We start from the raw sequence: 24755 nt of genomic DNA, 5'->3' as shown, positions 1-24755 counted from the left end.
GGGAGAGGGGGAGAATTAGGAAAATCTTCCTTTATTCTCCCGACTCCCAACTACTGACTACTGACTACTGACTACTGACTATTAAGAGGGCGGGCACGGGGGCACCGCCCCTACCAACTGACTACTGACTACTGACTACTGACTACTGACTTCCTTCTTAATGCGCCCAAAGAATCACGCCAGCTTCATAAGGAGTGCTGAGATTGTCGTGCTTCGGCAAAACGCGCAGCGACAAACCTTGCAAACCGCTAGAAGTATAAGTAATGTCGGCCGTATAAAGGCTAGTATTGCGATCGTCCTCTCCCAAATACTCCATTACCACCGGCACGCCACCGACAATATCGCCGTTAGCATCAACAGAACCTTGATAAAGTTCGACTTGCACGTCCGCAGGCGTTAATCCCATCAGATTGATGCGAGATTTAACAGCGATCAACTGATTGACCTTAACTTCCTTATCCTGGGAAATATCAACAGACTCAATCTTAATGTCGTACCACTTCGCCAAAATGTGCTTCTTCCAGTGAGACAATTCCTTAGCCGGCGCGCACCCGTCCTCCGTCATAGTGTGGAAGCGATCGCTCACCGGGAAATATGCCCGCCGCGCGTAATCCTTCACCATCCGAGCCGTATTGAAGAAAGGACAGTTCAAGCGAATTGAATCCTTCATTTTCGCCGTCCAACCGCGAGGAATGCCGTCAGTATCTCGGTTGTAAAACAGGGGTACAACTTCCTTTTCCATCAAGTCGTACAAAGCATTCGCCTCAACCTCATCCTGATACTCAGTATCTTCGTAAAACTCACCGTGTCCGATCGGCCAACCGGTGCGAACATAATCAGCCTCATCCCACCAACCGTCGAGGATGCTCAGATTCGGCAAACCGTTCATCGAAGCTTTCATCCCGGAAGTACCCGAAGCCTCGCGGGGGCGGCGCGGCGTATTCAGCCACACATCGCAGCCCGACACCATCATCCGAGCAACGTTAATGTCGTAGTTAGGTAGAAACACCATCGAGCTCAGCGTGTCGTGCTCGCGGATGAAGTGAACGATATCCCGAATCAATTCCTTACCCGGAATATCCATCGGGTGAGCCTTCCCAGCAATCACAAACTGCACGGGGCGGTTTTGATCCCGCATGATCCGCATGATTCGATCGACATCGCGCAAAAACAGCGTCGCCCGCTTGTAAGTAGCAAAACGGCGCGCAAACCCGATCGTCAGCACCTTCGGATCGAGAGCCTCGCGCGCGGGTTCGATTTCCGTTTGAGCCGCACCGCGCTCGCGCAAAGTCTTTTGCAGCCACTCCCGCGCGAATACCACCAATTCCGACCGACAGCGTTCGTGATTCCGCCACAATTCCTCGTCAGGAATCGACGAAATTCTGTCCCAGAGACGATCGTCCTTGCGAGTCATTTCCCACTCCGGGCCGAGGTATCGATCGTACAACTCCTGAGTAGACTTCGCCACACAACTGCGAGCGTGAACCCCGTTAGTAATCGAAGTAACCGGCACCTCATCGATCGGCAAACCCGGCCACAGCCCCGCAAACATCGGGCGCGACACCACACCGTGCAAAGCCGCCACCCCGTTGACAAAACTCGACATTTTAATAGCCAAAATTGCCATATTCAGAGGTGCGGACAAATCGCCAGTATTCTCCCGGCCCAATCCCAGAAACTGATCTTGCGACAAGCCAAACATCTTGGGATACTGACCGAGATAGTGCATCACCATATCCGGCTCGAACAAGTCAAACCCAGCAGGCACCGGCGTGTGAGTCGTAAACATACTGCTCGAAACCACCACCTGTTCCGCTTCTACGAAACTCAGGTGATATTCCTCCATCAGCATCCGAATGCGTTCCAGGGCCATAAAAGCCGCGTGGCCTTCGTTCATGTGATAAGCCGTAACTGTCAAGCCCAGGGCTTTCAGCATTTTCACGCCGCCGATGCCCAGCATGATTTCTTGGTGCATCCGCAGAGTTTTGTCACCGCCGTAGAGTTGGTCGGTAATATCTTGGTCGTAGCGGCTGTTAGGTTCAATATTTGTATCCATCAAGTACAAAGGAACCGTTCCCACTTGTACCCGCCAAATCCGGGCGTGCACCTTGCGGCCCGGATAGTCTACCTCAATCCGCAATTCCGAACCGTCGGGATTGCGTTCTAGGTGGAGCGGCATATTGTAGAAATCGTTGAGCGGATAGCGTTCTTGCTGCCAGCCGTCGGCGTTGAGATACTGCGAAAAATAGCCTTCTTGGTAGAGCAAGCCCACGCCGGCCAAGGGCAAGCCCAAATCGCTAGCTGATTTGAGGTGGTCGCCTGCGAGCACGCCCAAACCGCCGGAATAGATTGGCAGGGCTTTGACTAAGCCGAATTCCATCGAAAAGTAAGCGTAGCATTCTTGCAGCTCTGTACCGCGCTGTTTGCGGTACCAGGCGCGGTTGTTGAGATAGTCGTCTAACTGCTGGGCGGCTCGTTTCATTTGGGCAATGAAGCCGTCGTCTTCCGCCATTTCTTGCAGTCGCTCTTGGGATATGGTTCCCAGCATCAGCACCGGGTTTTGGTTGCTGGAGTCCCAGAGGTCTCGATCGAGGCGGCGGAAAAGGTCTTTGGTGTCAACGTTCCAATCCCAGTGCAGGTTATAGGCAAGTTTGCGTAGGGGTTCGAGAATTGCCGGTAGCGAGGGAGAAACGTTAAATGTGCGAATTGGCTGCATAGACAAGGCCTTTATATTGGGGTAGCGATATTTTCCTCTGTCTTTAGCCGCAAGTCCGTTATTCTGCACACTATTTTAATTTTTAAGTGGCGCGGGCGATCGATTTTGCGGGCGATCGACTCTAAAACCGATCGCCCATCTGTAGAAACACGGCAGTACCGTGCCCTACTTGTAACTTCGGTGGTTCCGCACTTTTGGATCGGGTTTCTCGCTTCATTCCAGCCCGATCGATCGCCCAATCGATTTTTATTCTCAAGAATTTCTTCTCACCCTGCTCTCACAGCTTATTAACATAGGTTCTTGATTAAAGCGAGGAAGCATACATCTCAACTTAAGCCCGTCCTTTGCTTTATTGACATCGACGGCCGGCTGCACAATCGGCTACCCGCCCGCAGAAGCATTTACAAGCATCTGAGAATTCTCAATAAATAGTGATAATTACTTGACATTGGCAGTAGAGTGACTGTATCTTAAGCAGACTACTGCAAATTATTACTAATAAGCGGCCGTTGATCCCGACTATTAATTGCGTAGCTGCCCCAAATACGATCGGTGTGTGGTGTGAAGATGAAACTGTATTTATCATTGGCGTGCGTTGCACTGCTGAATGTTGGTATTGCGCCGTCTGTGGCGGCCGAGCCTGTTAAAGAGGAGAAGACTCAATCCGATCGATCGCGCTCGATCGCACCTTCGACGATCGAGATTCATGCTGAGTCAGAAGAATTGCCTCAACCATTGTCGGCGATCGCCACTGGGTTACAGCCAGAACTTCCCACTCAGGTGAAGTCGTTGATTAAAAGCCAGAAACTGGCAACAAAGGGAAGTGCGACAGATCCCGATCGCCAACCCAATCCCCAGTTAACGCAAAATATTTCTAACAAGGACGATCGTCAAACATCTATCCCCAATTCCCCACCAGTAGAAGCGCCGCGCGAGATACCAACAGCAGAAATTCCTCAACTCAGGGAAGTAGAACAACCCAACACCAGCGCCGGAGGGCTATTGCCTCCGTCGGTACCGAGTTTTACAAATTTGGGCGGTACTGTTGTGCAAATCTCTCAATCAGTCGTACAAGTAACCGGCGTGCGGCTCAACCGAACACAAAGCGGTTTGGAAATCATTTTAGAAACCGGAGGGCAACAGTTACAAACTACTACTAGGATTCAAGGCAATACGGCGATCGTCAACATTCCCAATACAGTATTGCAGCTACCAGATGGTGGTAACGAGTTTCGCGTTCAAAATCCAGCACCAGGTATTACTTCAATTACCGTCACCCAGCTAGATGCTAATACAATCGGGGTGAGCGTGACGGGAGTTGACAGGGTACCGACAGCACAGATCGATCGAAATGCAAATAATTTAATTCTCAGCATTTCCCCAGCCCTAACAGATATTGAAATCACCGTTACCGGAACTCGCACCCCTCGATCCCTCCAAGAATCGCCCGCCACAGTTACAGTTATTGATGCTAATGAAATTGAAAGAAACTTAGTACAAAACTTAGACGACCTAGTGCGTTATGAACCGGGCATATCTGCCAGCCGTTCTCCAAATCGTTACGGTTTTCAAGACTTTAACATTAGAGGTATTGAAGGCAACCGAGTTTTGATTCAGGTTGACGGGGTGCGTCTTCCCGAAGCTTTTGAGTTTGGCAGCACTCAGTTGGGAAGAAATTACATCGATCCAGAAACTCTCAGAAGAGTAGAGATTATTAGAGGTTCAGCATCAACTCTTTACGGTAGCGATGCAATCGGAGGTGTTGTGACATTCCTCACCAAAGATCCCGCCGATTTCTTGAATGAATTTGGAGACGATGCCTACGCTAGTGCCAAGTTAGCTTATGATGGAATCGATCGCGGGTTTGCCGAAACCGCCACCTTTGCGGGCAGATACGGTCAGCTAGAAGGGCTTTTGATTTATACTCGGCGCGATAACTATGAAGCTCAAATTAACAGCAATCGCACGCCAAATCCTCAAATCGGCGGTTCTAATAACTGGCTGGGAAAGCTAGTTTACAACTTTGACGAATTCAACCAACTCAAACTTACTGGGGAGACTCTTTACCGCACCACCGATACCGATGTTTTAACGTCGAGAGGACCTGTTTTCGCGGGGGGGCCGTCTGCGATTGGTAGAGTTGATAGTTTGCGGGCGACTGACACAACACAGCGCGATCGCGTCAGCCTCAGTTACGAGTACGATCGACCCGACGGCCCGATCTTTTTTCAAAACTTGCGCGCTCAAATTTATTACCAGGAAGCTGAAAGTACAGAAACATCCAACGAACTGCGCCGCATTACACCACCCGCAACCACAGGACCAGCGGACAGGCTGAGATTTAGAGACTCCCTGTACCAACAAAACACTTTTGGCGGAGACATCCAATTAGGAAGCAATTTCGCCACAGGTAGTTTAGCTCACCGCCTCGTCTACGGTACAGAACTCTCAACTACCAGAACCTCGCGGCGGCGAGACGGCTTCCAAGAAAACCTACAAACAAAAGTTAGAACACCAACAGTAGGGCCAGATACCTTCCCGGTTAAAGATATTGCCGATACTGATAACTTCCGCTTCGGAGTTTACCTGCAAGATGAAATTACCTGGGGAAACCTAACTTTAATTCCCGGTATTCGTTACGATTCCTACAGGCTGACTCCCGATCCCGATGCAATTTATCGAAGAAGTTCTAACAATTTTGCCGCTTCAGAATTTTCTGAATCAGCAATATCGCCCAGAATAGGTTTAGTCTACAAACTCACGCCGGAATTTACCGCTTTTGCTCAATATGCTCGCGGTTTCCGCGCTCCCACCGCAGAAGATATCAACCCCGGTTTTACAAATCCCGGACTTTACCAAGTCATCCCCAATCCCGATTTAAAAGCTGAAACTAGCAACGGTTTTGAGTTAGGATTGCGCGGTGCCTTTGGGTCAGGAAATTTTAGTGTCAGCGGGTTTTACAACACCTACAAAGATTTTATCGATACCTTTGGTAGAACTATCCCCACACCGGGACTTGCTGTCGGCACATTCCAAACTGTGAACCGCGGCGAAGTCCGCATTTACGGTGTAGAAGGCAAAGGAGAATTGCGCTTGGGTTCTGGCTTTAGCTTGCTCGCGAGTACGAGTTACGCTGTGGGGGATGACTTGGATAGCGATCGACCTCTAGGATCGATCGATCCATTTAAAGCAGTAGTTGGTTTGCGCTATCGCAATCCTCAAAACATCTGGGGGGCTGAGTTATTTACCACCTATGCCGGCGTTGCACGACTTCCCAAAACTAGAGACTTGCCCTCTCCTTTTGTTCCTAACAGTTACTTAACAGTAGACTTGACGGCTTACTACAACGTCACTCCTGATATATCGCTGAATGTTGGGGTTTTCAACATTTTAAACCAGAAATATTGGGAGCGCGGTAACGTGCGCGGTTTGAGTTCGCGCGACTCTAATTTAGATTTGTTCGTGCAGCCGGGAACCACGGTTTCGGCGGGAATAAAAGTTGTCTTTTAGGCAAAAGTTAGGATCGCCCACCGCCAAGCGCACAGCACAGCCATGCCTGCACAATTGCAAGAATATGTATCAGCTCAGTGCGCTTGATTTGGGCTAACTACAAATCTTTGCAGAACCGATCGAAATCAATAATATTTCAAAAGCTTGGTGCGTTGCTGCGGCTGCCACTAACGCACCATACTGCCCGGTGAACAATCGCCCGAAAGGTGATAGAATTGTTTTGGTGAAAGTCAACATTGAGTTCAAAAATATCAGCAAAAAACCATGAAATTTTCTCTTTGGCTCTTTAACGGTTTGGCAATTTTTTTAAGTTTATCGTTAGCAGCTTGTACAAACGTTAACACGCCGCCGCTAGCTAGTCCTCAAGTTGCGGAAACAGTTGCTCAAGCTAGTCCCAGCACTAACTCTAATAAAGAATCAGTTCAAAGAATAGTCGCTCTGAGTTCTTTAACTGCTGATATTATTTATAGGTTAGACGAAACTAAATTAGTCGGAATGCCTGGAAGTCGATTGTTTGGTGAGGATGAAAAATTTGAAAAAATTCCGCGCGTCAGTGAAGGGCGAACGCAACCTAATTTAGAAAAAATCGTCGCTCTCAGACCCGATTTAGTTGTCGGCGCAGCAGGTTTTCACGACCAAACCGCACAAAAACTCAAAGAATTGGGAATTAACACTTTATTAACTAATGTCGATAACTGGCAATCTCTGGAAGAAGTGACTAAAACTTTAGCGCAGTCAATCGGTGCGAATCCAGAACTCTTACTCAAAAAGTACCAAAGTTTCTTAGAGCAAAAGCCGATCGCCAGTCCTTCTACTCTTGTTCTGGCCAGTCGTCAACCGATATTATCCCCTAATAAAGATAGCTGGTGCGGGGATATGCTGACTCAATTTAAGGTCAAGAATTCGAGCGCCGATTTACAGGGCGAAAGTCCGATGAAGGGCTATATTCCTTTGTCGGCTGAGAAAATTCTTCAAGCAAATCCAGAGATGATACTTGTTGTTGAAACTGGAGACAAAATCCTCGATCAATTTCAGTCTCAACCTTTTTGGAATAAACTAAAGGCAGTTGAAAATAAGCGAGTTTATGTGTTTGACTACTACGGACTTGTCAACCCTGGAAGTATAGATGCAATTGAAAAAGCCAGTATTAAGTTAAAACAAGTTTTATCAGAAAAGGAAGGGGGGTGATTAGAGGATGTATCAGAAAACATTCAAAAAAGTTGGCTTAAACAATCGGATCGTCAAAGCAGCTTTAATTCTGTGTGTGGGTTTAGTAATCACGATTGCCATTTCTCTTTCTTTGGGTGCAGTGCCCTTGAGTTTTCAGGAAATCTGGCAGGCACTTCTGCATGAAGGGAATCCAATTAACCAAACTATTTTGTGGGATTTGCGCCTGCCTCGCACTCTCGCTGCTATGTTGGTAGGAGCAGCTTTGGGAATGTCAGGGGCGTTATTGCAAGGGATGTTGCGAAATGGTTTGGCCGATCCGTTTTTGTTGGGAATTTCAGCGGGTGCGGGATTGGCTGCTGTTGCTTTGCTGACGTTGGGATTATTTATAGCTTGGGTACCGCTAGCTGCTTGGTTGGGGGCGATTGCGACAACGTTAGCGGTTTATTTTTTAGCGCGAACACCGTTAGGGATTTCTGTTCAGCGGTTAATTTTGGGGGGAGTAGCACTCAGCGCTTTTTTTGGCTCAATTAGTTCGATGTTATTGCTGTTTTCTGACGATCGCGTTCAAGTAGCGCTCAACTGGTTGATCGGTAGTTTAAACGGTCGCGGTTGGTTGGAAGTTAAAGTAGTTGGGTTGTATATTTGCGTCGGTTTAATTGCCGGGTGCTTGCTAGCGCGTCCGCTAAATCTGTTGAGTTTGGGAGATGAATTGGCTGTAGGATTAGGAGTATCGCTGGCGCGATCGCGTTTGTTAATTGGTGGAGTTGCAGCGCTGCTAGCGGCGGGAGCTGTTAGTATTAGCGGTTTAATTGGTTTCGTTGGCTTAATAGTTCCCCATATAGTTCGCTTGCTAGTGGGGACAGATCATTACTGGGTTTTACCACTTTCAGCAGTTGCGGGAGCATTGTTAATGACATTCGCCGATTTAATTGCTCGTTTAGGTTCTGTGGAATTGCCTGTAGGTGTAGTAACCTCTGTAATTGGAGCGCCTTTTTTTGGATTTTTGCTTTATCGGCGTTCTGATATTTCCTAATTGCTATGAATTTATTAGAAGTACAAGACCTCACAGGTGGTTATGGTTCTGTGGCGGCTGTCGAGTCAATTAATCTATCGGTTGCGCCTGGAGAATGGTTAAGTATTATTGGCGCCAACGGTTCGGGAAAGTCTACTTTGCTGAAGCTGATGGCGCGCCTTCTTTCCCCTCAGTTAGGAATTGTTTTGTTGGAGGGGAAAGAGATTCACACTCAACCGGCGAAGGTGGTAGCGCAGAAATTAGCATTATTGCCGCAACAACAGACTATTCCTTCTGGGTTGAGCGTGCGGCAGTTAGTGAGTTTGGGAAGAAGTCCCCATCAAGCTTGGTGGGAATGGGAGCTAGATAGCGAAGGCAGTGCAAAAGTGGAGGCGGCGCTGGTGCAAACTCAAATGAAAGATAAGTGCGATCGCGCAGTCGAAGAACTTTCTGGAGGAGAGCGGCAGCGAGCTTTCTTAGCACTAGCATTAGCTCAAGATGCGCGGGTTTTATTGTTAGATGAACCAACTACTTATCTGGATATTCGCTACCAGTTGGAGTTGCTGGAGTTGCTGAAACGCCTGAACCGAGAGCAAGGGTTAACGTTAATTACAGTTTTGCATGAAGTGAATATGGCAGCCCGATACAGTTCCCGTATTGCTCTACTCCACCGGGGAAAACTTTGGGATGTGGGAGCGCCTGCTGATGTTTTAAATCCTACTAATTTTGCTGGGGTATTTGGTTTGTCTGTCCTAATTTTGGAAACGCCTGTGGGTTTGCAAATCTGCCCAATTTCTCCTGTGTCTGCATCCGCATCAACAATTGCTGATTGTTGAGTGTATGCTTAAGGGCGATCGCTTTTTGTTTTTGTCCGTACAGGCGATCGTCTTACCGCAAATAACAACATTAGTAAATTGCTCGCCAAGTTTTCACCGTCTCCTTACCGATTTTGCTATCTTCAGCCTGCTTGCTTTTACTGGCTCAGTGATTATTGGAGCGCAGTTTTTATTAGGTGGAGCGGGTCAAGCAGCAGCCAAACCGGTGCCATCTCAAACTCAAACACCAATTGCACTGAGTCAATTAATTCAAAAAGCCGATGCAGCCCTTCCCGGTGGAAAGATTTCCTACATCCAATTTCCTGAAGACAAAGCCAATAAGCTGGTTATTCAGAAAAGTTTTCCCGAACAAAAAACGGGACATTTTGACTTTAGTTCAGTGGAGATCGATCGCTTTACGGGCCAGGTGTTGAAAGCAGAGAAAGTGCTTGAACCCAATCCCGTGTTTAAGGTACTGCTGACAATCGTTATACCAATTTCATAAAGTAGCGCTAGATATTACCCCCCCCAACCCCCCCGCGATTTCGGGGGGGCTAAGAGTTCATCCATAGCACATATGAAAGAAAAATGGTATTACTTTACACTACGGCACTTTTGGCGGACTTCCTACGCGCATTCTCTATGCGTTCATCGATTTAATACCCGCCGTTTTATTGAGCACCGGTTTAGTGATTTGGAAACAAAGACGGTGGCGGATGGCAAGGGGGGAATCAGCATCTCAATTGCGGGGTGAAGAAACTCACTCAAGTCGACTTTCTTAGGATAATTTCAGTCGAAAAAGTATTGAAAACCGCGACAGATATGTACTCAGTTTGGCGGTGGTTAGTTTAAGCAATTCTCACTTTTTTCAATACAGAATTTACCAATAGTTTGCTAGCATCGCCGGCAGAAAGTGCAGGGCTAAAATAGTGACCCTGAATTTCTTGACAGTGGAGCGATCGCAAACAATCCAACTGCTCTTTAGTTTCTACTCCTTCGGCTACCACGCTCAAATTCAAGTCTCGCCCCAGCGTCGCTACAGCATTGGCGATCGCCCGTTCGCACGGATCTGTCGTCAACCCGCTGACAAATGATTTGTCAATTTTTAAGATATTCAGCGGAAACTTTTTGAGATAACTTAGAGAACAATAACCCGTGCCGAAATCGTCCAGCGCAATCTGCACTCCCATATCCTGTAACTCCCTCAAAACTTTTGTGGTATAATCCACATCTTGGATTGCTGTACTTTCGGTAATTTCCAACTCTAAATACTTCGGTGCTAAATTAGTTTTTTCCAAGCAATTACTCACCATTTTTACTAAATTAAATTGCTGGAACTGCCGGGCCGAAAAGTTGACTGCGATCCGCAAATCAGGTTGCAAAGCATCCTGCCAAGCTTTATTTTGAATGCAGGCAGTTTGCAGCACCCATTCGCCAATAGCTATAATTAATCCGTTGTCTTCGGCGAGCGGAATAAATGTAGCGGGCGAAACTAAACCTAATTCTGGATGGTGCCAGCGCAGCAGGGCTTCCATCCCCTGGATTTTCCAAGTAGTGATGTTGACTTTTGGTTGGTAAAAAACTTCAAATTCTCCCTGTCCTAGTGCCTCGTGCAGCCTGTTTTCGAGTGTCAGCAACTGGCTGCCTTGGGGATTCATTTTTGAAGTATATAACTGATAGTTATTTCTTCCCATTTCTTTAGCGCGGTACAAGGCGGCATCGGCATTTTTAACTAAAGTTTCGGCATCTTCGCCGTCGTTGGGATAAACGGCAATGCCGATGCTGCTGCTGATGTGAAACGGTTGGCCTTCTAGTTTAAATGCGGGCTTTAAATTGTCAAGCATTCTTTGAGCTGTTTTAACTGCATCTTCTAAGCTATTGAGATCGGGAAGCAGTACGGTAAATTCGTCGCCTCCCCAGCGGGCTACCGTATCAGTCGATCGCAAAGTGTCGCTGATGCGTCCGGCAAAACCTTCTAACAGGCGATCGCCCGCAGCGTGACCTAGTGTATCATTAATCTTTTTGAATCTGTCCAAGTCTAAAAACATCACAGCTAGCATTTTTTGGGTTTTTTCAGCTTGTTTTAAAGACGCCAGCAGCCGCTCGTTAAAAAGTATCCGGTTCGGCAAACCCGTCAGTTGGTCGTAAACAGCTTGATAGCGAATAATTTCTTCAGCTTGCTTGCGCTGAGTGATATCCATCATCGTGCCGATCGCCCTTACTGCTTTCCCACTTTCATTGCGGATGATGTACCCGCGATCGAGCACGAAAACATATCCCCCGTCTGCGCGGCGAAAGCTGTATTCTTCCGACCAACATTGAGCATCTGATATCATTGTTTGGTTAAAGCTTAACTTCACCCTTTCCCGTTCTTCGGGATGAATATTTAGCCACCACAATTCTAACTCTATCGTATTGGTTTCGTTGAGTTTGTATCCAAAAACTTTTTCAAATTCTTCGCTCAACCAATACTCATTTTTTAATAGGTTAAAATCCCATACTGCATCATTTGTCGCCCTAGTCAGCAAGTGAAATCGTTCTTCGCTTTTGCGGAGTTTTTCTTCGGATTGCAAGCGTTCCGTGACATCTCGAAAGCTGAAGACTCGACCAGTAATTTTGCCTCCGGTGTGCTGCGGTAGCGAGTAGCGCTCGAAGATTCGGCCATCTTGAAATTCGATGATATCGTAACTTTCTGCAGCCGGGCGATGGGACAATTCTTTAACGCGGTTTAGAAAAATTTCTGGATACTTTAACTGGTTGATTCCGAACCCCAAAATTTGGTTGCTATCTCTAGAATTGAGCAGGAAATCTGGCAACTGCCACATTTTGGCAAACTTGCGGTTAAAGCTGACAACTTTTCCTTGGCCGTCAACCGCCAGAATGCCGTCAGCAGTAGATTCAATGGTTGCTTGAAGCAAAGAAAGAGATGTTTCTAGTTCTAATTCTGCTAATTTGCGATCGCTGATGTCAAAGGCTGTGACTAATATTGACGCTTTTCTCTCAAATTTGATAATATCTACAGTTGCTTCTATCCAGCGCGTTTCTCCGGTTTTCGTGAGAATTCTCACTTCATATTTTGAGCCGGCGGTTTCTCGGCGCGGGCTGAATTTACCCCATTTTTTAACTGTTTCTCGAAAATCTGGATGAATTAAATCGTATAAATCCAACCCTAGCAATTCTTCGCGGCTGTATCCAGTCAAAGCTTCTGTCTGACAATTGACATAGCGCAACTGTCGGCGCTGATAGATCAATGCAGCAGCATTAACGGTTTCTATCAGTTGGCGAAACTTTTTTTCACTGCGCCGCATATCTCTTTCAGCCCGCTTGCGATCGGTAATGTCTTGTGATACGTACAACTTGCCGCTGACCTCGCCTGTGCAGTCCCGAATAGTTGAAATAGAAAGCAGTACAATAATTTTTTTTCCCTGTTTGGAAAGGTAGACTTTTTCGACGTTGCGGACAGAATCTTCGACTGTTAAATTTTCTAATTCTAACCCGGTTGGCTGCGATTCATTTTGCTTAAAAAGTCCGGCTATGGGTTTGCCTAACAACTCTTCTTTGGAGTATCCTAAAAGTTGACAGGTAGCTTGGTTTGACGACAGGATATGACCGCCCGGAGTAGTTGCAATTATTGAGACGTTCATTTCCTCGCAAATATCGAGGGCATATTCGGCAGTTTGCTGCAAATCTTGGGTCATTTTGGCAATAGTATCCCGGATATCCTGTTCTTTTTTTGGAGTCCACACTTGGTCGGCTTGTGTTAGCTTGTCCTTAACTGTTTCAGGCTTCGGTTTGATTAACCCGATCGCCTTAAATAACATACTTACCGCATTCGTCCTGATTAATAAGGAGATTATTACCAACATAAAACCCAGATAATAGTCGATTATTTTTAAACTAAAAATACGCTCTGGTTGAGGATTTTCCTGAGACCGTATAAAATTGTTGCTTGGTGGACGTACAGGTGCTATTTGGGATAAATTATTTCCAAACAAGTCGGCGCTGGCATAAGTAGCGCCAGATGCCGATCGCCAATAGCTAATTTTGTGAGGCGATACCAAACTTGCTTCTACAGAGCGATTGCCATTTCCATGCCCTACACTTCCCGGCAATATTTTTGCATTAATGCAACATTCTACACCAAGCACAGCAGCAGCTAAATATTGTAACATTAATTTACAATTGATTTTCATGGGTTCCAATTCCTAAGTTTAAAAAGATGCTTTACCGCCGTCATTCGATTTTAGATTTTAGATTTTAGATTTTGGATTTACCCCACGGATCGAGTCGGGGGCTTGAGGATTTTAGATTTGATATGCTCCCGATTGATTCCACCGATCGGGTGGCGGGTACCATCAAGAAATTATTAGTCAAAAATGTGAAAAAGGCGATCGCAAATTCAGGTGCTATCGAAAAAGATATCCGAGCTTAATTTGTGTTGATTTGATGAATTGAATCTACGCACTAAATAATATTTGTTACTAACTAATTATAATTTTAATCATAATTTCAAATGTGTCACCGGCCATTTTGCCAAAAATTATCCGCCATTATGCCTAGACACCGACTGGATCGCGCTAAAATTAGATCGTTGTGTCAGAGAAGAAACTGAAATTTGTTATAAAAATAAACAATTAGCTTAAAATCGATCCAGAAATCCACTAATCGAACCAATGAGTCAAACGCTCCCAGAACTCCAAACAGAAGTCCGCGCGCTGCAAGCAGAAGTTGCCACCCTGCAAGAGTCGCGGGAAAAACTTTGCTCCCAGCGCTCACAGTGCCGAGTGACAGTCAGTTTTCCCAAGAATAATACTCCTGAAGCCATTGCCGAGTTCCACCAGCAAAATGCTGCCTTTGGAGAGCAGTGGTTGCAGCAAATTCAGGAGATTGACCGAGAAACTCAAATTATTGAAAAGCAACTGCAACAAAAACAGGCTGTACTCAATTACAAACAAGACGAAGTAGACAAATTGCTAGCCGGACAGCACTGGCAAGAAGTAGAAAACCACGTTCACAGCGGGGAAAAGCTCTTGCAAGCACAAGCTCGCAGAATCAATCAAGCAGCAGCACAGCTAGAAGCAGAAATTCAAGCTTTAAAAACACTGTACGACGAACTCAATCCCAGTTATTCCGAATGGTTTCAACAGCCAACAGAAATTGTTGAATTTTTGGCAAAAACTATTCCTTACGCTTGGCCGGGTAGCAATAGTTTGATATTGGGAAACAAGGAAATTGAATTGGATCAAAAATAGTTAAATATGGTATTTTTAAGTTAAATTAGTATCGTTGAATATCGCCATTGTCGAATTGCTCAATAAGTGTGAAAGTTCCGATGTCGATATTTAAATGGTTGGGAACATCTCAGTTTTTACTCGTTACCAGGCTCTGCCTGGTAATGCAGGTTCGGAGGAAGAGCCTCCCTAATCGTTTGCTCGTTACTCGTTACCAGTTCGAGCGAAAGTAACGCAGATCCAGAGGCTCTGCCGACCTTTTCGGGTGCCGGGGTAGAGCGTGGAAGTTAATTCAGCAACGCCGGATTTCTATACAGTTCGCGCGTGCGAAACAATATTATCGCTGTCAATCTACCAGACATGATATTAATGTAAAATATCAAATAAAACAGTCTAAAATTTTCAAGAAACTTACTGATGAAACAATTGATTTGGATAGCGCTATTTATTTTGGTTGCGCTGGCGGCGGTGGGTTGGAGTTCTGGTTCGTGGCAGCGGTTATCGGCGATACCCGAAGTGTCGGTAGTGCGATCGACCGACACTTCCCAAAACCCGTCTCCCTCGCCGCTGACTGTTGAAAAAAATGCTGTCAGCGCGCCCCAAATTGACCCATCTCGGTTGTGGAAACACGTCGAAAATTTAGTAGGAGAACGCGAGGGAGAAGTATCTCGCACTTTCACGAGAGACTACATTTCTCAACAATTGCAAACATCAGGATTTTTGCCAGAGTTGCAGCCGTTCGATCGCGGAATTAATATCTTTGCCGAGAGAAAAGGTACTGACTCAAATGCAGGTAAAATTTTAGTTGCGGCACACTACGATACTGTACCGAAATCTCCCGGTGCTGACGACAATGCGACGGGAGTTGCAGTAGTTTTAGAAGTAGCAAGATTGCTGGGTTCTCGTCCCGCTTCCCGGACATTGCAAGTAGCATTTTTTGACAGGGAAGAACTCGGACTTTTAGGCAGTTTAGCATTCACAGGTAGCGACGCGCGGTTAAAAAATTTGCAGGCAGCGGTAGTTTTAGATATGGTTGGTTATGCCTGTCGCACGTCTGGGTGTCAGCAATATCCCGAAGGGCTGACACCGCAACCTTTTCTAGAAGCATCGGGGGTAACTTCTCCCGATAAAGGCGAGTTTATCGCTGTAGTTGGAGATGCGGAACATCCGCTGCTGTTGAAAACTTTTGCGGAGTCGGGAAACGCGGATTTGCCGCCAGTGGTGGCGCTGCCGGTTCCTCTGAAAGGGTTGCTGACTCCTGATGTTTTGCGGAGCGACCACGCGCCGTTCTGGTATAAAGGAATTGGTGCTGTGTTGGTGACGGATACTGCAAATTTGCGATCGCCCCACTACCACCAATCGACTGATACACTAGCAACTATCGATCGACCTTTTTTCGCCGGTTCTGCTCAAATTGTGGTTAATGCCACAGCTAAATTATTGGAAATTCGATAATTGGGAATTGGTAATTCTACTCGTTACCAGGCTCTGCCTGGTAACGCATATCCGGAGGCTCTGCCTCAAATTTTCCCACGCCAAGCAATCGAGGCAGAGCCTCTGGAAATCGGTTCCTAGGCTCTGCCTAGGAACCAGCTAAAAATAACAAATAACAAATAACAAATAACAAATAACAAATAACAAATGAGTAATCAAGAAAGCCTGCAACGGCATTTACTGCAACTAGACAATCGAGGCTACAAAGCTTACAAAGAAATTCAAGGCAGCTATAACTTTGATGAATTTACATTGATTATTGATTACGTACAGGGAGATCCCTTTGCTTCTCCCAGTAAATTTAGAGTCAAAGTTCCGCCAAACATTGCTAGAATTCCCTGCGAACTTTTCCAATCTCGCAGTCGAGAAATAGCCCTGCGAGATTACCTAACCCGGCAGTTTGACAAAGCTGCGCGCCACAGCAGCAGCAAGCGCGGCACTGGCAAAAGCGGTACGATTGCAGTGACTCGGTTCGGACAAGAAGTTTTAGAACGAACTTCCGCATTTATCATTTCCTCAACTGCATCAACTATCGGAGATTTAGGAGGAGTTGAAATGCGATTTTCGGTCGGACTTCCCGCAGGCGGACGCAGTATTTTAGGGCGACAAGCTGCTGAAATGCTGTGCGAAGATATCCCGCGAATTGTCAGCCAATCTCTGAAATATTCGAGCTTAAGTGCTGCAGAATGTCGCCGTCACGTTGAAACTGTAGAAGATGCTGACTGGCTGCGGCAGCAGTTAGCTGAAAAACGATTAGTTGCGTTTGTGGCTGATGGTTCTATTTTACCCCGCCGCAGCGGTGTTGACAATCGCCCTTTGTTAAATGATGCTGTGGCTTTTGTGTCGCCGCCGTCGTTAAAAGTTGAGTTTAATTGTCCGAATTGCGGTGCGATTTCCGGCATGGGTATTCCGGCTGGCATTACTTTGATTGTTGGCGGCGGCTATCACGGCAAATCAACTTTACTCAGGGCGATTGAGTTGGGAGTTTACAACCGAATTCCGGGAGATGGTAGGGAATTTGTGGTTGCAAATCCGGGGGCGGTTAAAATTAGGGCGGAAGATGGCCGAAGTGTTGCAGGAGTAGATATTTCGCCTTTTATTAACCACTTGCCGCAAGGTAGAGATACTGTACAATTTTATACGGAAAATGCGAGCGGGAGCACGTCGCAAGCTGCTAATATTATTGAGGCTTTGGAGGTGGGGAGAATGCCTGTTTTATTGGTGGATGAGGATACGGCGGCGACAAATTTTATGATTCGCGATCGCCGAATGCAAGAACTGATCGCTAAGGATAAGGAACCGATTACGCCGTTTATCGATAAAGTCAAACAGTTGTATGCAGATTGTGGCGTATCGACTATTTTAGTTATGGGGGGAAGCGGGGATTATTTTGATGTGGCGGATACTGTGATTTCAATGGATAATTTTCAAGCATATAACGTGACGGAAAAAGCTAAAAAGATTGCTAATAAATATTCTACCAGTCGCGCTGCTGAAGGGGGAGAAAGTTTTGGTGAGATTACTCACAGAGTGCCGGTTCCTGCTAGTTTAGATCCGAGTCGGGGACGGCGAGATGTGCGGGTGAAGGTGCGGAATGTTGATGAATTGGCTTTCGGAAATGAGGAGATTGATTTGGGTGCTGTCGAGCAAATTGCGGACAGCGGACAGTTAAGGGCGATCGCTGCGGCAATGGTTTGTGCTAAGCAGCAATACATGGACGGGAAACGCACTTTGTCGGAAATCATAGATTTGGTGATGGCGGATGTTGAGGCGGAGGGGATGGATATTTTATCTTCTTTTCCTGAAGGGGATTTTGCGATGTTTCGACGTTTTGAATTAGCGGCGGCAATTAATCGGCTTCGCAGTTTGTCGGTTGTTGCCAAAAGGTGATAAGAGTTAAGAGAGCGGGCACGCACCATCCACCGCCCCTACCAACTAACTAATAACTAATAACCAATAACTAATAACCAATAACAAACAACAAACAACAAATAACAAATAACAAATAACAAATAACTACCACCTTTTGATATGCTGAAAAAGTGAGTGCAAAAACTGCAATTTAAATATGATAGGTAATATAGGACAAGCCACGGCTTTAAGCGATCGACCTTATTTAGTGTTAAGCAGTCAAGGGCAAGTTTTACAGTTAGAGTTAAAACAGCCGCAGCACGTATTGGGGCGCGATCGCACTCGTGCAGATTTAATTGTTCCCGACCCCTGGCGCGCCGTTTCCGGCGTTCATGCTGTTTTGCGCCAAATTGGGAATAATTACTGGATTTACGACGGTGACGGGCTGCGGCCGAGCACTAACGGCTTGTTTGTCGATCGCACTCGCATCACTCCCAATGACGGTTATTGTCTCAAAAACGGCACAGAAGTTAAAATCGGTCTCGATCCTCAAAATCAAGTTTTGCTGACTTATTTTAATCCGACTGCGAATCAAATTGCTGTGTCCAGAAAGCAGTCAATTTCTCTTAAGAATCGGTCGGTTTTGTTGGGTCGCGATCCAAACGCTTCGCTGCAATTAGATGCGCCGCTGGTTTCTCGCCGCCACGCGACAATTGACCAAGACAGCCGCGGCAATTATATTTTGCGAGACCACAGCGTTAACGGGGTTTTTGTTAACAGTCAGCGAGTCACAAATTCTGTACAGTTGTCCGAGGGAGATGCAATTCGGATCGGGCCCTTTACTCTCACTTACCGCAGCGGTGAGTTGGAGATGCAAGACTCCGGCAATCAAATTCGTTTGGATGCGGACTCTCTGGTGATTCCGAAGCGTTTGGAAAGGATCACTTTGGCGATCGAGCCGGGGCAGTTTGTGGGTTTAGTCGGCGGTAGCGGCGCTGGCAAATCCACTTTAATGCGGACGCTTTTAGGTATAGAAAAAACTACTAGCGGCGCAGTATTTCTCAACGGCGACAACCTGCGCCAAAACTTCAATATTTACCGCAATCAAATTGGTTACGTGCCTCAAGATGACATTGTACACTTCGATTTGACAGTAGAAGAAGTTTTGAGTTATGCAGCTAAATTGCGCTTACCTCCCGATACAGATGTCAAGCAAGCAGTCACAAAAACTTTAGAAGATATTGAAATGTCTCACCGCCGCACTGCTTTGGTAAAAGAACTTAGCGGCGGACAGCGGAAGCGGGTTAGTATCGGAGTCGAACTGTTAGCAGATCCGAAACTTTTCTTTTTAGACGAACCGACTTCAGGGCTCGATCCGGGTTTGGACAAGAAGATGATGCAACTGCTGCGAAAGTTGGCAAATCAAGGCCGGACGGTGATTCTGGTGACTCACGCGACGGCAAATATCACGATGTGCGATCGAATTGCTTTTATGGGTCTCCCCGGATACCTCTGTTACTTCGGCCCGCCCCAGGAAGCGATCGATTTTTTTGATATGAAAACGGGCGATTTTGCCGACATTTACAACGAATTAGCAGATAAAAATAATGTTCCGAAGTGGGCGGAAACGTTCAAAAATTCTGAATATTATCAGCGCTATATTGTCAACCACTTAAGTACCGGCAACGAAGGAAAAAAACAAGCGCCTCCCCAGCCAAACTCCGTATCTTCGATCCAACAACTTGTTCTGCTCTCCCAGCGCTATTTTCAGCTAATTTCCCGCGACTTAGTTAACTTAAGTTTAGCTCTTTTAACGGCTCCGATAGGCATTAGTTTGCTGCGGCTGGCAGTCAGAGATAAAGACCCGTTAATTGGAGCGCCGGAGGCAACTTTAGCACCTTTAGCGATGCGAGTTTTGTTTGTATTTACCTGCGCGGCTATCTGGGTGGGACTGGCAACTTCTTTGCAAGAAATCGTCAAAGAAGCGGCTATTTATTTGCGCGAACGTTTGGTGAACTTAGGATTGTTTGCTTACTTAGGTTCAAAAATTTTCATACTTTCAGGTTTAGCCGTATTGCAAGCGCTGTTAATGGTAGCAGTTATTCTAATTGCTTTTAAATCCCCCGAACCCAGTTTAATTTCCTGGCCTGTGGGAGCATTTATTACCACATTCCTAACTTTAATGAGCTGCATAAGTCTCGGCTTAGTTGTTTCAGCCATCGTTAAAAATGGCTCTCAAGCTAACAGCGCTTTGCCTCTAATATTACTGCCTCAGATTATCTTTTCTGGAGTCTTGTTTAAGATGGAAGGTGCGGCGAGCAAATTTTCTTGGTTGATGTTAAGCCGCTGGTCTGTGGGTGCTTACGGCTCTTTAGTTAATGTAAATGGGATGGTTCCCGCAGCTACGACATTACCGGATGGCAGTACGCTTCCTCAGCCATTTGAGCCTACTCCTGTTTACGATCCAACGTGGAATAATTTGAGTTTAAATTGGGGGATGTTGTGCGTGCATATTGTCGTTTATTTGATGCTGACTCTGTGGTTGCAGAAGCGGAAAGATATTTTATGAATTATTGGCTGATGAAGTCGGAACCGGATTTTTACAGTATTGCGGATTTGAAGTCAGATAAGATTTCAATTTGGGACGGAGTTCGCAACTATCAAGCTCGCAATTTTTTGCGGCAAATGAGTCTGGGAGATTTAGTATTTTTTTACCATTCTAATACTAAAATTCCGGGAATTGTCGGGTTGGCGCGCGTGGTTGAAATTGGGATTGCCGATCCGACTCAGTTTGATACAAATAGCGAATATTATGATGCTAAATCGCAGCTTGATGCTCCTCGCTGGCAAACTGTGAGAGTTGAGTTTGTTGAGGAATTTGCTAGATTAATATCTTTGGACGAACTGAAAGCAAAGTTTAGTGGTGATGAGATTTTGGTTGTGAGAAAAGGTAATCGCTTATCGGTGATGCCGGTATCTGAAGGTGCGGCGCAGAAGATTTTGAAGATGAGATGAGCTGTGGCAATTTAACCTGCATATTTGGGGCGGGTAAGGTGCCACCCACAAGTAATTTGTGGCACAGGCCGGACAGCCTGTGACCGAAGTTTGGGCGGGCTAGAAGCCCAACCCCTATTCCCCACAAGCATATTTGTGGCACAGGCCGGACAGCCTGTGAAACCTTTGTGGCACAGGCCGGACAGCCTGTGGCGCGGGCTCGCGTGCCCACCCCACAACAATTTAATTAAATAGTTTATAAAAATGCTCGACCGGGTATTGGCATCTTGCTTGCTTCAGGCTATTTTATACTAAGTTGTGGTTGTACTTAATGATTCACAGAAAATTGAGTGAGGGAAGCAATCAAAATTTGGGCAGGCAAGATGCCCACCCCACAAATCAATATCAGCCTTTTATGGGGCAGGCTCCTAGCCTGCCACTTAAACTCAGAGAGTCTGAAGTAAATATCACTTACAGAAATTTACCTCATTGGGAGTTAGAAGGCTCGGTTTATTTCATAACTTTTAATACTTGGGAAAAGCTCGAATTAACTCCGGCAGCTAGAGAAGTTGTCTTAAATGCTTGCAAGTTTTTTAATGGGCAAAGGTATCAAATCTTTTGCTTAGTTGTAATGCGAGATCATGTACATATGTTGATACAGCCTTTAGTAAAGTCCGAGGGTGAATTATGGTCGCTCAGCAGCATCCTGCACAGTATGAAAAGCTACAGTTCTAAGCAAATTCCCAAGGTGATGAAGCATATTGGTACTGTCTGGCAGGATGAGCGATATGACCACATTGTTAGAGATGAACGAGAATTTCAGGTTTTTTGGGAATATATTAGGCAAAATCCTGTTAACGCTGGTCTTTCAGTGACTCCAGAGGAATATCCTTTTTTCTGGCAAATATATGAACTTTAGCTTTTGCTGAATTTCTGTGGGGTGGGCTTCTAGCCCGCCCAAATCTCAGTCACAGGCAAGATGCCTGTGCCACAAAAATTTCACAGGCAAGATGCCTGTGCCACAAAAATTATTGTGGGGAGTAGGGGTTGGGCTTCTAGCCCGCCCAAACTATGTAATATTATCCTAAAGACCTGCCGCACAAAGCGCCGCTCCAATTAACCCTACATTGGGATTCAAAACCAATCTAACCGGGATCATTTCTAACAGTGAATCCATCCGGCCTTTGTGGGTAAAAGCTCGCATAAAACCGCCTTCTAAAATTAGCGGCAAAATCTTAGCAGCGATGCCGCCGGCTACGTACAAACCGCCGTAAGGTAAAAGTGAAACAGCCATATTTCCTGCTACCGCACCGTAAGCTTCTACAAACATTTGCATTGTTTGTTCCGAAAGCCGATCGCACTTTTTGAGTGCCGCCTGAGCAATTGTCGCCCCCGGATCGACAGTCTTCTCGCTTTTACCAATTTCTGACTCCCATTGAGCGATCGCCTCCCCTACCTCCGCTGATTCGGGAGCAAGCTTTCTGTCCCGCAAAAACTGGTAAATTGAAGCAATCCCCTGTCCCGAAACTACACGCTCGATCGATATTCGGGGAATATCATGTTTTGCTAACAAATACTTCAGCAAATCAAACTCCAACTCGGATCGAGGTGCAAAATCAGCGTGTCCCCCTTCCGAAGAAAAAACCCTGATACCATTTGCTTCGGGAATTGCAAAACAATTTCCCAAACCAGTACCCGCACCAATCACAGCAATTGGATCGTTTTTGCCTGGTTTTCCGGCTTGCAAAACGTGCAAATCTTTAGCTTCCAAACCGCAGACACCGTAACCAACCGCAACAAAATCATTAATTAAACTGACGCGGGATATTCCTAAATCCTGTTCCAAGCGCTTCGCATCCAGTCGCCAAGGTAAATTAGTCAATTTTGCAGTGTTGTTGACTACCGGGCCCGCGATCGCAAAACAAGCTTTTTCAGGCTCAGGTACAAAATCCAGTTTTGCAGCAGCCTCCGTCAAAAACTGCCGCACAATCGGCACTAAATCGGGAAACTCCCCGCTCGGATAGCGAAACTCGTAAAGAGCGTTCATTTCACCCTTAACAGTCCTTTCCACCAAGCGCAAAATTGTCTTGGTGCCGCCAATATCGCCCGCTAACAATAATGCCATAAACCTCCTGTTCAACCAAAGATCGTATTCCTTATTTAACCACCCAAAGTATTAATTGCCAACCAAGCCCGCAGCACCTCAGCCACAGTCCAAGCTTGAGCAGTGCAGCCCCTAGGCGAGTGAGGAGCGTCGCCCTCAAAAATCTCGCTGAGACTTCCAACACCCGCGCTGTTTATATGATGTACCATCGGTGCTAGGAATTCGCGAGCTTGTGCTGGGTCTTTGTATACGTGCAAGTGAGCCAAGACAAAGGGGCCCATCAGCCAGCCCCAAACCGTGCCTTGGTGGTAGGCGCGATCGCGCTGCAATTGGTCGCCTTCATAGACTCCACAATACTGCGGGTGCTGCGGTGAGAGGCTTCGCAGGCCGTGGGAAGTCAGAAGCCCTTGAGCGCAAGCGTCCACCACGCCGCGCCGCTGGATTGGTGTGAGTAACGGTGTATAGCGGGTTTTCTGGCGCATCCCCCCTGCGGGCGAGGTGGCGGAACTCGGAGGAATCGAGTCTAGGGGCAGGGATACGGCGAATATTTGGTTGGGCCGCAGCGAGCTGTCGTTGCCGTCTGGGCCGTCTAGAACGTCGTAGCAGTAACCGGTTGAGTCGTTCCAGAAGCGGGTGAATCCGGCGCTGGTACGATCGCCCAACCGATCGTATTCGCGGTGAGACTTGCCCAATCTGCGAGCAAAACTTGCCATTGCTTGCAGGGCATTGTACCAAAGGGCGCTCAGTTCGATCGGCTTACCAATCCGAGGAGTCACCACCCAATCGCCGATTTTCGCATCCATCCAAGTTAATTGCACGCCGGTTTCGCCCGCGTAGACTAAACCGTCATCGGGATCGACGCGGATGTTATACCGAGTTCCCCGAATGTGCCAGTCCACAATCTCACATAGTGTCGGCCAGAGTTCGGTCAAAAGTTCGTCGTCTCCGGTGCAGTCGCAGTAAGCGCGAATTGCCTCAAAGTACCACAGCGTCGCGTCTGCGGTGTTGTATTCCGGTGCGCCGCCAGCATCCGGGAAGCGGTTCGGCAGCATTCCCCGATCGACATACCGCGCAAAAGTCCGCAAAATCGATCGGGCAATGTCCCACCGCCCGGTACAGATTGTCAGGCCGGGCAGGGCGATCGCGGTATCGCGCCCCCAGTCGCTAAACCAGGGATATCCGGCGATAATCGTTTTACCTTCGGGTTCCTCCGGTAGCGGGCGGTTGACGATAAATTGGTCTGCTGCTAGCACTAGGCGATCGATCCAGTCGGGAGAATCTCTGGCGGGCGAGAAGTTTTGCAGCAATTGTCGATCGTAAGTGCGACGCATTTCTAAAGCTTTAGCGCCGTTGAGTTCGGGATTTTTCTCGGTACTGGCTATCAATGTGACAGAATTTCCCGGTGCGATGGTCAAGTGAAAAGTCGCCGCTTGCAAGTGATCCTCGCAATACTCAAACCCGCGCCGTTTTTCAGCCGCGAGGTCAAATCCGTAGTACCAATTGTATAAAGCAGCAGAAACTTGGAATTTAGCCTCTGGTTCGGCATCTGTCAGCAGGTAAAGCGGCGCGGCTCCTTCAAAAGCAGTCACGCAAACCCCCCGCGTCAAGGTTTCTAGGCTCGTCTGCCAGTCGCCCGCGCTTGTCGTGCCGTGGTAATCGCGGTAGTTGACTAAGGCTTTGAGAGCCAGGGCGATCGGTTTTGAGGCGCGGTGCAAGCGGTATTGAATATACGTTGTGTTAGCACCTTGCTGCATCCAAATCCGCTTTTCTAGGATAGCGTCGGCGAGCGCAAACCTCCAAACAGGGGTGGTTTCTTCGAGGTGGAAGCTTTCGATTAAGTTGTAGCCGTGGGGTTCGA

Annotated in this window: 17 protein-coding genes; 12 read left to right on the top strand and 5 right to left on the bottom strand. The window is 46.9% G+C overall.

Translation table 11 applies throughout. The features are described from left to right. Window positions 1–157: 157 nt before the first annotated feature. Both glgP and WBA89_RS14800 read right to left on the bottom strand, forming a co-directional pair. Window positions 158–2716: an alpha-glucan family phosphorylase gene (gene glgP, locus WBA89_RS14805; RefSeq protein ID WP_424407638.1), complete on the bottom strand. Its 2559-nt coding sequence runs from the start codon at window positions 2714–2716 to the stop codon at window positions 158–160. A 121-nt stretch (window positions 2717–2837) separates the two neighbouring features. Then, window positions 2838–2972 (bottom strand): hypothetical protein, encoded by a 135-nt coding sequence (locus tag WBA89_RS14800; RefSeq protein WP_424407636.1) that lies wholly within the window; start codon window positions 2970–2972, stop codon window positions 2838–2840. Window positions 2973–3283: 311 nt separating this feature from the next. Between WBA89_RS14800 and WBA89_RS14795 the strand changes: the two genes are divergently transcribed. The 6 genes from WBA89_RS14795 to WBA89_RS14770 all read left to right on the top strand — a co-directional run bounded on the left by WBA89_RS14795 (window position 3284) and on the right by WBA89_RS14770 (window position 10005). Then, entirely contained in the window at window positions 3284–6226 is a 2943-nt protein-coding gene (locus WBA89_RS14795; protein ID WP_424407634.1) for a TonB-dependent hemoglobin/transferrin/lactoferrin family receptor, read from the top strand. A 264-nt stretch (window positions 6227–6490) separates the two neighbouring features. Further along, window positions 6491–7414, top strand: a complete 924-nt coding sequence (locus WBA89_RS14790; RefSeq protein ID WP_424407632.1) for an ABC transporter substrate-binding protein — start codon at window positions 6491–6493, stop codon at window positions 7412–7414. A 7-nt stretch (window positions 7415–7421) separates the two neighbouring features. Continuing rightward, window positions 7422–8429 (top strand): FecCD family ABC transporter permease, encoded by a 1008-nt coding sequence (locus tag WBA89_RS14785; RefSeq protein WP_424407630.1) that lies wholly within the window; start codon window positions 7422–7424, stop codon window positions 8427–8429. 5 nt (window positions 8430–8434) lie between these two features. Continuing rightward, on the top strand, window positions 8435–9244 hold the full coding sequence (locus WBA89_RS14780; RefSeq protein WP_424407628.1) for an ABC transporter ATP-binding protein: 810 nt from the start codon (window positions 8435–8437) through the stop codon (window positions 9242–9244). A gap of 4 nt (window positions 9245–9248) precedes the next feature. Then, a complete protein-coding gene (locus WBA89_RS14775) occupies window positions 9249–9728 on the top strand; it encodes a hypothetical protein (protein ID WP_424407626.1) in 480 nt (159 codons plus the stop codon). An 88-nt stretch (window positions 9729–9816) separates the two neighbouring features. Continuing rightward, window positions 9817–10005, top strand: coding sequence for a PepSY domain-containing protein (locus WBA89_RS14770; RefSeq protein WP_424407640.1), 189 nt, complete (start codon window positions 9817–9819; stop codon window positions 10003–10005). Between the two features lie 66 nt (window positions 10006–10071). Here WBA89_RS14770 and WBA89_RS14765 read toward each other — a convergent pair whose 3' ends face one another. Beyond that, the gene (locus WBA89_RS14765) at window positions 10072–13416 is read right to left on the bottom strand and encodes an EAL domain-containing protein (RefSeq protein WP_424407624.1); all 3345 of its coding nucleotides are present in this window, start codon (window positions 13414–13416) and stop codon (window positions 10072–10074) included. A 480-nt stretch (window positions 13417–13896) separates the two neighbouring features. On the opposite strand from WBA89_RS14765, the gene WBA89_RS14760 reads away from it, so the two are divergent. The 6 genes from WBA89_RS14760 (at window position 13897) to WBA89_RS14735 (ending at window position 21712) form a co-directional block, all read left to right on the top strand. Then, entirely contained in the window at window positions 13897–14475 is a 579-nt protein-coding gene (locus WBA89_RS14760) for a hypothetical protein (protein WP_424407622.1), read from the top strand. Between the two features lie 396 nt (window positions 14476–14871). Beyond that, complete coding sequence (locus WBA89_RS14755; RefSeq protein ID WP_424407620.1) at window positions 14872–15909, top strand: M28 family peptidase; 1038 nt, start codon at window positions 14872–14874, stop codon at window positions 15907–15909. A 186-nt stretch (window positions 15910–16095) separates the two neighbouring features. Beyond that, the gene (locus WBA89_RS14750) at window positions 16096–17838 is read left to right on the top strand and encodes an ABC-ATPase domain-containing protein (protein WP_424407618.1); all 1743 of its coding nucleotides are present in this window, start codon (window positions 16096–16098) and stop codon (window positions 17836–17838) included. 178 nt (window positions 17839–18016) lie between these two features. Beyond that, complete coding sequence (locus WBA89_RS14745) at window positions 18017–20368, top strand: FHA domain-containing protein (protein ID WP_424407616.1); 2352 nt, start codon at window positions 18017–18019, stop codon at window positions 20366–20368. After that, a complete protein-coding gene (locus tag WBA89_RS14740) occupies window positions 20365–20814 on the top strand; it encodes an EVE domain-containing protein (RefSeq protein WP_424407614.1) in 450 nt (149 codons plus the stop codon). The genes WBA89_RS14745 and WBA89_RS14740 overlap by 4 nt, the downstream gene beginning before the upstream one ends. A 310-nt stretch (window positions 20815–21124) precedes the next feature. Beyond that, window positions 21125–21712 (top strand): REP-associated tyrosine transposase, encoded by a 588-nt coding sequence (locus tag WBA89_RS14735; protein WP_424407612.1) that lies wholly within the window; start codon window positions 21125–21127, stop codon window positions 21710–21712. 165 nt (window positions 21713–21877) lie between these two features. On the opposite strand, the gene WBA89_RS14730 is transcribed toward WBA89_RS14735, so the two are convergent. Further along, entirely contained in the window at window positions 21878–22918 is a 1041-nt protein-coding gene (locus tag WBA89_RS14730) for a glucokinase (RefSeq protein ID WP_424407610.1), read from the bottom strand. A 35-nt stretch (window positions 22919–22953) separates the two neighbouring features. Beyond that, window positions 22954–24755 (bottom strand): amylo-alpha-1,6-glucosidase (locus WBA89_RS14725; protein ID WP_424407608.1); only part of this gene is annotated, 1802 nt, incomplete at its 5' end.

The sequence above is a fragment of the Microcoleus sp. genome (genome assembly GCF_049646505.1).
In the GTDB taxonomy this organism is placed as follows: Bacteria; Cyanobacteriota; Cyanobacteriia; order Cyanobacteriales; family Microcoleaceae; genus Microcoleus.
The sequence above is the reverse complement of the archived record's forward strand: the minus strand, read 5'-3'. Positions and strand labels throughout refer to the sequence as shown.

What these genes read in the sequence shown, in the direction of transcription:
- WBA89_RS14735 (WP_424407612.1), top strand. Translation starts at nt 21,125, where the DNA reads ATGATTCACAGAAAATTGAGTGAGGGAAGCAATCAAAATTTGGGCAGG.
- WBA89_RS14790 (WP_424407632.1), top strand. Translation starts at nt 6,491, where the DNA reads ATGAAATTTTCTCTTTGGCTCTTTAACGGTTTGGCAATTTTTTTAAGT.
- WBA89_RS14760 (WP_424407622.1), top strand. Translation starts at nt 13,897, where the DNA reads ATGAGTCAAACGCTCCCAGAACTCCAAACAGAAGTCCGCGCGCTGCAA.
- glgP (WP_424407638.1), bottom strand. Translation starts at nt 2,716, where the DNA reads ATGCAGCCAATTCGCACATTTAACGTTTCTCCCTCGCTACCGGCAATT.
- WBA89_RS14780 (WP_424407628.1), top strand. Translation starts at nt 8,435, where the DNA reads ATGAATTTATTAGAAGTACAAGACCTCACAGGTGGTTATGGTTCTGTG.
- WBA89_RS14755 (WP_424407620.1), top strand. Translation starts at nt 14,872, where the DNA reads ATGAAACAATTGATTTGGATAGCGCTATTTATTTTGGTTGCGCTGGCG.
- WBA89_RS14730 (WP_424407610.1), bottom strand. Translation starts at nt 22,918, where the DNA reads ATGGCATTATTGTTAGCGGGCGATATTGGCGGCACCAAGACAATTTTG.
- WBA89_RS14765 (WP_424407624.1), bottom strand. Translation starts at nt 13,416, where the DNA reads ATGAAAATCAATTGTAAATTAATGTTACAATATTTAGCTGCTGCTGTG.
- WBA89_RS14775 (WP_424407626.1), top strand. Translation starts at nt 9,249, where the DNA reads ATGCTTAAGGGCGATCGCTTTTTGTTTTTGTCCGTACAGGCGATCGTC.
- WBA89_RS14785 (WP_424407630.1), top strand. Translation starts at nt 7,422, where the DNA reads ATGTATCAGAAAACATTCAAAAAAGTTGGCTTAAACAATCGGATCGTC.
- WBA89_RS14750 (WP_424407618.1), top strand. Translation starts at nt 16,096, where the DNA reads ATGAGTAATCAAGAAAGCCTGCAACGGCATTTACTGCAACTAGACAAT.
- WBA89_RS14795 (WP_424407634.1), top strand. Translation starts at nt 3,284, where the DNA reads ATGAAACTGTATTTATCATTGGCGTGCGTTGCACTGCTGAATGTTGGT.
- WBA89_RS14745 (WP_424407616.1), top strand. Translation starts at nt 18,017, where the DNA reads ATGATAGGTAATATAGGACAAGCCACGGCTTTAAGCGATCGACCTTAT.
- WBA89_RS14740 (WP_424407614.1), top strand. Translation starts at nt 20,365, where the DNA reads ATGAATTATTGGCTGATGAAGTCGGAACCGGATTTTTACAGTATTGCG.